At 52.5% G+C, this 4,956-nt stretch carries 4 protein-coding genes; 3 read left to right on the top strand and 1 reads right to left on the bottom strand.

All coding sequences use genetic code 11. The features are described 5' to 3' along the window. Positions 1 to 51 precede the first annotated feature (51 nt). On the top strand, positions 52 to 933 hold the full coding sequence (locus tag ACTHUT_RS13880; RefSeq protein ID WP_250600313.1) for an NAD(P)H-hydrate dehydratase: 882 nt from the start codon (positions 52 to 54) through the stop codon (positions 931 to 933). Between the two features lie 149 nt (positions 934 to 1,082). Further along, a complete protein-coding gene (locus tag ACTHUT_RS13875) occupies positions 1,083 to 2,030 on the top strand; it encodes a bile acid:sodium symporter family protein (protein WP_250580229.1) in 948 nt (315 codons plus the stop codon). Between the two features lie 69 nt (positions 2,031 to 2,099). Here ACTHUT_RS13875 and ACTHUT_RS13870 read toward each other — a convergent pair whose 3' ends face one another. Continuing rightward, a complete protein-coding gene (locus tag ACTHUT_RS13870; RefSeq protein WP_049351253.1) occupies positions 2,100 to 2,663 on the bottom strand; it encodes a YceI family protein in 564 nt (187 codons plus the stop codon). Positions 2,664 to 2,941: 278 nt separating this feature from the next. On the opposite strand from ACTHUT_RS13870, the gene ilvD reads away from it, so the two are divergent. After that, positions 2,942 to 4,801, top strand: a complete 1,860-nt coding sequence (gene ilvD, locus ACTHUT_RS13865; RefSeq protein WP_250600311.1) for a dihydroxy-acid dehydratase — start codon at positions 2,942 to 2,944, stop codon at positions 4,799 to 4,801. Positions 4,802 to 4,956: the final 155 nt, after the last annotated feature.

Below are 4,956 nucleotides of genomic sequence, written 5' to 3'. Positions count from 1 at the left end.
CCTTTTACTTTCTGATTTAAAATTAAATTTCTTATCTTGGAAGGTTACGCCATGCAGCCCATCTACACGCTTCCCGAATCGCTTCAAGCTTTTCAGACGGCCTTAGCATTTCCCGACGTATTCCGCCCCCGCGCCCAAGAATCACACAAAGGCACATACGGCACGCTTGCCATTATCGGCGGCGCAACAGGAATGAGCGGTGCAATAGTTTTGGCAGCCACAGCCGCGATGTATCAAGGGTGCGGCAAGGTTTGGGCTGGCTTCAACCAAGCCACGCTGCCTTTTGCCATCATTCCCGAACGCCCTGAAATTATGCTCGCCACTGCGGCCCAACTGATGAAGCGCGACGATGTCAGCGCACGCGTAATCGGCTGCGGCTTTGGTTTGGACGGATTATCAGAGCAGCTGCTGCCCCAAATCCTGTCTACACACCATGACCAGCCTTTATTGCTCGATGCAGATGCTTTGACACTGCTTGCCCGCTCTTCCGAATTAGCCGAACGCCTCAAATTGTACAAACATATCGTCCTGACACCTCATCCGGCCGAAGCCGCCCGCCTACTCTGCACCGATACCCAATCAGTTCAAGCCGACAGGCAAAAAGCCGTAACCGAAATCAGCCGTAAATATGACGCGACCGTCGTATTGAAAGGCCATCACACATTAGTGGCCACGGCAGACGGCATAGTCTATACCAACACCAGCGGCAATGCCGGTTTGGCCACCGCAGGCAGCGGCGATGTCTTGAGCGGCATCATCGGCAGCCTGCTGGCGCAAGGCATTCCAACATTCCAAGCCGCCTGCGCCGGCGTATGGCTACATGGTGTAGCGGCCGATGTCATCAAACACAGCAGCCAAATCGAAACCGGTATGCTTGCCGGAGAAATCGCACCTGTCGCCCGATGGGTGCGCAATATTTTATCAAAAGAATAATGCCGTCTATATAGCAAATACAAATCACAGGCCGTCTGAAAATCAATCCTTATTTTCAGACGGCCTTATTTATTTTAAGCCATTTTGCAAATTAAGGTTAAGGCGTGTATCCTTAGTTTCCCTTAAAAACAACTTCACAACATATCATCATGAATACCCTTAACAAAATCAGTAATTTTATCGGAAAGACCTTTTCCCTCTGGGCCGCACTCTTTGCCGGTATCGCTTTTTTCGCACCCGACACCTTCAAATGGGTCGGCCCTTACATTCCTTGGCTACTGGGCGTCATCATGTTCGGCATGGGCTTGACCCTCAAACCCTCCGACTTTGATATTTTGTTTAAACATCCCAAAGCCGTCATTATCGGCGTGATTGCCCAATTCGCCATCATGCCTGCGACAGCCTATCTGCTGGCGAAACTGTTGAACCTGCCTGCCGAAATCGCGGTCGGTGTGATTTTGGTCGGCTGCTGTCCGGGCGGTACGGCTTCCAATGTGATAACCTATTTGGCGCGCGGCAATGTGGCTTTGTCGGTTGCCGTTACGTCTGTTTCTACCCTGATTTCCCCATTGCTGACTCCTGCCATCTTCCTGATGCTTGCCGGTGAAATGCTGGAAATCCAAGCGGGCGGCATGTTGATGTCCATCGTCAAAATGGTTTTGCTCCCCATCGTTTTGGGCTTGATTGTCCATAAGGTTTTAGGCAACAAAACTGAAAAACTGACCGATGCGCTGCCGCTGGTTTCCGTTGCCGCCATCGTGCTGATTATCGGCGCGGTAGTCGGCGCCAGCAAAGGCAAGATTATTGAAAGCGGCCTGCTGATTTTTTCAGTTGTCGTACTCCACAACGGTATCGGCTATCTGCTCGGCTTCTTTGCCGCCAAATGGACCGGCCTGCCTTATGATGCACAAAAAACGCTGGCCATCGAAGTCGGTATGCAAAACTCAGGCTTAGGCGCCGCCCTTGCCGCCGCACACTTTGCCGCCGCGCCGGTTGTTGCCGTTCCCAGCGCATTGTTCAGCGTGTGGCACAATATCTCCGGCTCGCTTCTGGCAACTTATTGGGCAGCCAAAGCCGACAAAAATAAAGAATCCTAGACGTCTTTAATCATAAGGCCGTCTGAACATATTCCGTTCAGACGGCCTTTATTTTGAAATCAAGCAGGATTATTGTTTTACTGCTTCGATTTGGATATTGATGTCTACTTTTTTGCTCATACCGGCGCTTACCAAATAATCCAAGCCCCATTTGGTACGGTCGATGGTGGTGCTGAAGTCGCCGCCGCACGCTTCTGCTTTTGCCATCGGGCTTTGGTAACAGTTGAATTTGTCGGCTTTGAGTTTCACCGGCGCAGTTTTGCCGTTCATGGTCAGGTTGCCGTCAACAGACAGCAGTTTTTTACCGTTGAAATTGAATTTAGTGGATACAAAACGGATTTCAGGGTATTTGTCTGCATTGAAAATATCGGCAGATTTCAAGTGTTGGGTAAAGTGGTCCGAACCGGTTTGCAGTTTGGACAAAGGCAATACGATATCGATAGAGCCTTGGCGTTTGGCACGGTCAAATTCCAAATTGCCGGTCAAACCATAAATACCGCCGACGTTGGTGCTGGTGTTGAAATGGTCGATGGCAAAGCGGGCATTGGCATGGAATTCGTCCACTTTATAAACAGCGGCAGACGCAGCAGAAGCCAACATGGCCGAACACAATGCAAACATGATTTTTTTCATCGTCTTATCCTTAGAAATGTGAGAAGTTCCCTATCATATCACTTTTTGATGCCAACATCTTTTGCAACTGAGAAAGACAGCGTTTCATCTTAAGAAAACTTCAGGCCGTCTGAAGGATTGAGCAGCAAATTCAGGTGAAGCAAATACAGTTTAGTTTTATTACAAAATAGCGTGCTTCATCGCTCGTAATTGGTATAAAATACCGAGTTATTTCTACAACGGGCCGCCAACCAACCAGCCTATTTCAGACGGCCTCAGCATAAAACAAAGGAACAAAAATGCCTGAATACCGCTCCAAAACCTCTACCCACGGCCGCAATATGGCAGGCGCGCGCGCATTATGGCGTGCGACCGGCGTAATGGAAACCGACTTCGGCAAACCGATTATCGCCATTGCCAACTCTTTCACCCAATTCGTCCCAGGCCATGTGCACCTGCATAATATGGGTCAACTGGTTGCCCGTGAAATCGAAAAAGCCGGCGGCATTGCCAAAGAATTCAACACCATCGCCATTGACGACGGTATCGCCATGGGCCACAGCGGTATGCTCTACTCCCTGCCCAGCCGCGACCTGATTGCCGACTCTATCGAATACATGGTCAACGCCCACTGTGCCGACGCGCTGGTTTGTATTTCCAACTGCGACAAAATCACCCCGGGCATGCTGATTGCCGCCATGCGCCTGAACATTCCGACCATCTTCGTTTCCGGCGGCCCGATGGAAGCCGGTAAGGTTATCGGCGTGGCCAATATTCAGCCTGAACGCCGTTTGGACTTGATTGACGCCATGATCGAATCGGCTGACGACAATATCACCGACAAACAAGTCGAAGAAGTCGAACAAAACGCCTGCCCGACCTGCGGCTCCTGCTCCGGCATGTTCACCGCCAATTCCATGAACTGCCTGACCGAAGCGCTCGGCCTGTCCCTGCCCGGCAACGGCTCCTACCTCGCCACCCATGCCGGCCGCAAAGAATTGTTCCTCGAAGCCGGCCGCATGATTGTCGAAATCACCAAACGCTATTACGAGCAAGACGACGAAACCGTGTTGCCGCGCAGCATCGCCACCAAAAAAGCGTTTGAAAACGCCATGACCATGGACATCGCCATGGGCGGCTCCACCAATACCATCCTGCATTTGCTCGCCGTCGCCAACGAAGCGGGCGTAGATTTCAAAATGGCCGACATCGACCGCTTAAGCCGCGTTGTCCCCTGCATCTGCAAAACCGCGCCCAACAACCACGACTACTACATGGAAGACGTGCACCGCGCCGGCGGCATCTTCGCCATCCTGAAAGAACTGGACAAAGCGGGCAAACTGCACACCGACGTGTACACCATCCACGCGCCGACGCTGAAAGACGCGATTGAAAAATGGGACGTGACCAACCCCGAAAACACCCATGCCATCGAACGCTTCAAAGCCGCACCCGGCGGCGTGCGCACCACCCAAGCGTTCTCGCAAAACCGTATGTGGAAAACCCTCGACCTCGACCGCGAAAAAGGCTGCATCCGCAACGTCGAACACGCCTACTCGCAAGACGGCGGTTTGGCGGTCTTGTTCGGCAACATCGCCGAGCGCGGCTGCGTGGTGAAAACCGCAGGCGTGGACGAGAGCATCCTCAAATTCACCGGCCGCGCCCGCGTGTTTGAAAGCCAGGAAGCCGCCGTCGAAGGCATTTTGGGCAACCAAATCGTCGCCGGCGACATCGTCATCATCCGCTACGAAGGCCCCAAAGGCGGCCCGGGCATGCAGGAAATGCTGTATCCGACTTCCTACCTGAAATCCAAAGGCCTCGGCAAAGCCTGCGCCCTGCTGACTGACGGACGCTTCTCCGGCGGCACATCAGGTTTGTCCATTGGCCACGCTTCGCCCGAAGCGGCGGAAGGCGGCGCCATCGGTTTGGTGCACGAAGGCGATACAATTGAAATCGACATCCCCAACCGCAGCATCAACCTAAAAGTGTCCGACGAAGAACTCGCAAAACGCCGCGCCGAAATGGAAGCATGCGGCAGCAAAGCGTGGAAACCGGAAAACCGCGACCGCTACGTCTCCGCGGCCCTGCGTGCCTACGGCGCGATGGCGACTTCCGCCGACAAAGGCGCAGTACGCGACGTATCGCAAATCGAACGTTAATTAACCTGACTTTAAGGCCGTCTGAACACTTTCAAGTGTTTCAGACGGCCTTCATTCAAACGGACACATATGGACAAATTCATTTTAGCGATGATCGGCATGGCCATTGCCCTCTTGATTATTATTGGCGGCGGATTTATCGCTGTCGAATATTT

It is taken from the genome of Neisseria sp. P0022.S010, from assembly GCF_051956635.1.
The sequence above is the reverse complement of the archived record's forward strand: the minus strand, read 5'-3'. Positions and strand labels throughout refer to the sequence as shown.